At 74.6% G+C, this 2,844-nt stretch carries 3 protein-coding genes; 2 read left to right on the top strand and 1 reads right to left on the bottom strand.

Translation table 11 applies throughout. From position 1 onward, the window contains the following. Nucleotides 1-95: 95 nt before the first annotated feature. Nucleotides 96-488, top strand: a complete 393-nt coding sequence (locus ACWEVO_RS34255; protein ID WP_452311561.1) for a zinc ribbon domain-containing protein — start codon at nucleotides 96-98, stop codon at nucleotides 486-488. A 66-nt stretch (nucleotides 489-554) separates the two neighbouring features. Next, nucleotides 555-1,604 carry an acetyl-CoA hydrolase/transferase family protein gene (locus ACWEVO_RS34260; protein WP_452311559.1) on the top strand — a complete coding sequence of 350 codons (1,050 nt, stop codon included), beginning with the start codon at nucleotides 555-557 and terminating at the stop codon, nucleotides 1,602-1,604. Here ACWEVO_RS34260 and ACWEVO_RS34265 read toward each other — a convergent pair. Continuing rightward, the coding region (locus ACWEVO_RS34265; RefSeq protein WP_452311560.1) for a sensor histidine kinase at nucleotides 1,605-2,844 on the bottom strand (1,240 nt) is incomplete at its 5' end.

The raw sequence follows: 2,844 nt of genomic DNA on the forward strand, positions 1-2,844 counted from the left end.
ACTGGAACGGTCACCCCCTCGACCGAACCCGCACCAGCCACCTCGCCCGCCTCGCCCTAGCCGCATGAACCCGCCAATAAGCCAGCAGGATCCAGATCACCTACAAGACCGGCTGGACCGGCGGACGGACGCTGGTCGCCGACCGCTGGTACCCGTCCTCGAAAACCTGTTCGGGCTGTAGCGCGGTGAAAGCCAAGCTGCCGTTGCACGTCCGGACCTACCACTGCGACGCCTGCGGCCTCGTCCTTGATCGAGACGAAAACGCAGCCCGCAACCTCGCCGCTCTCGCAGCGGCCACTGGTACCGGAGTGGCCGGAGACCAGGACGCACAAGCGTCGAAACCCCGTGGAGCCGACCAGAAGACCCGCAACACCCGCCACAGCCGAAAGGCCACGGCGGGGCGGGCAGGTGGCACAAAACTGCCGCACCAGCGGCAGCAGGAAACGGGAGACCGTCATCAGGACACCGAAGCCCTCAGGCTCCGGTGACACCGGTACGGACCTTTCCAGCCGAAAGGCTGGAACTGCCGAGAGCCGCCGAGGCTCTTTGCAACGGTGAGCTACGAGACCTCCTTCGTCGTCACCGGCATGCGCGGCCACCCCCGCCTGTCGTACGTGCCGAGCCGGCTGTCCCTGGTGCCGGCGCTGCTGCGCGGTCGGCTCGCCCCCGACGTGGTGGTCCTGCACACCACCGCGCCGCGCGGCGGCGCCCTCAGCCTCGGCGTCGAGGTGAACATCCTGCCGGCGGTGGTCGAGGCGGTCCGGGCGCGGGGCGGGCTGGTCGTCGCCCAGGCCAACCGGCAGATGCCCTGGACGTACGGGGACGCCGAGCTGCCGGTCGACGCGGTGGACCTGGTGCTGGAGGTCGACCGGCCGCTGCCCGCCGCCCCGGTCGTCGAGCCCGATGCGGGGGCCGCGGCGATCGGCGCCCGGGTCGCCGCGCTGGTGCCCGACGGGGCGACCCTCCAGGCCGGCATCGGCGGCATCCCTGACGCCACCCTCGCCGCCCTGGCCGACCGGCGTGACCTGCGGATCTGGTCGGAGATGTTCAGCGACGGGGTGCTCGCGCTGGAGAAGGCGGGCTGCCTGGACCAGGACACCGCGGTCACCGCGTCGTTCTGCTTCGGCTCGGCGGAGCTGTACGACTGGGTCGACGGCAACGAGCGGATCCGGATGCTGCGCACCGAGCGGACCAATGATCCCGCGCTGATCGCCCGCCGCCCGGGCCTGGTGTCGGTCAACAGCGCCCTCGAGGTGGACCTGTTCGCGCAGGCCAACGCCAGCCGGGTGGGCACCCGGGTGCACTCCGGGTTCGGCGGCCAGACCGATTTCATCGTGGGCGCCCTGCACTCCCCGGGCGGCCAGGCGATCATCGCGCTGCGCTCCTGGCACCCGAAGGCCGACGTGTCGACGGTGGTGCCGCTGCTCTCCGGGCCGGTCACCTCGTTCCAGCACAGCGCGATCGTCACCGAGCAGGGCTGCGCGACCGTGTGGGGCCGGGACTCGGTCGAGCAGGCGCAGCAGTTGGTCGACCACGCCGCCCACCCGGCCGCCCGGGACGGGTTGCGCGAGGCCGGCCGCCGGCTCGGTCTGCCGCTGCGCTGATCAGGCGACGGCCGGCAGCAGCACGGTGACGGTGGTGCCGGCCGCCGGATGCCGGCACTCGCCGGGGAAGACCGCGCCGACGCGGTGGTGCGCGCCGGCCGAGCAGATCCGCAGCTCGCCGTGGTGGGCGCGGACGATGGCCTCGACGAGGGAGAGCCCCAGGCCGGTGCCGGGCGAGGTGCGGGCCGTGTCGGCGCGGCGGAACCGCTCGACGGCGTGCGGCAGGAACTCCGGGTCCATCCCCGGGCCGTTGTCGTGCACGGTCAGCCGGATCAGCCCGTCCGCCCGGTTTACGGCCACGGTGATCGGCGGCGCGCCGTGCCGGAGGGCGTTGTCTAGCAGGTTGGTGACCACCCGACCGAGCCGGGTGGCATCGCCCCGGACGGCGAGACCGGGGGTGATCCGGGCGCGGATCGTGCCCTCCGGCGCCCCGGCCCCGTGGCGGTCCGTCAGCGCGGCCACCAGCGCGCTGAGGTTGACCTCGGCGGCGGCGGCGGGTGGCGCGCCGAGGGCGAGGAGGGTGTCGGCGAGGGCGATCAGGTCTGCGGTGTCGGCGGCGGCGGCCCGCAGGGCCGCTTCGAGTTCGGCGGTGCCGCGCGGCCGGCGCAGCGCCAGTTCCAGCTCGGTGGAGAGCAGGGTCAGCGGGGTACGCAGCTCGTGGCTGGCGTCGTTGATGAACTGTCGTTCCCGCTCCAGCGCCGACTCGAGGGCGGTGAGCATGTCGTTGAGGGTGCGGCCGAGCCGGGCCACCTCGTCGTCCGTGGCGGGGACGGCGAGGCGCACCCCGGTCTCGCCGGCGGCGATGCGGGCCGCCTCGGCGCGGTAGCGCTCCACCGGGGCGAGCGCGGCGCGGGCCAGGCGGTAGCCGACCAGGGAGGCCACGGCCAGCGCGGCCAGGTTGGCCAGGGCGAGCTGGCCGATCAGTTCCCGCAGCGCCTCGTCGCGCTGGTCGCGCCGCACCGCGGCGACGGTGACCGCCGGTTGTCCCGTGGCCGGCCGGGCGCCGGGCTGGACGGGGACGGCGTACAGGCGCAGCGGGCGGGCGCTGATCGGTAGCAGGGTGCCCCGGTCGGCGCGTACCGCCCCCCGCAGGGCGCGGTCGAGCTGGTCGGGGGTGAGCAGCGAACCCCGGGGCAGGCCGGGGCTGGCGGCCAGGACGTGGTTGGTGGCGTCCAGGAGCTGCCAGTACTCCCCTGGCCCGGTGCGGGCCGCGGCGGCCGGCGGGGTGCCGGCCCGGGCC

Source organism: Micromonospora sp. NPDC003776, from assembly GCF_053605645.1.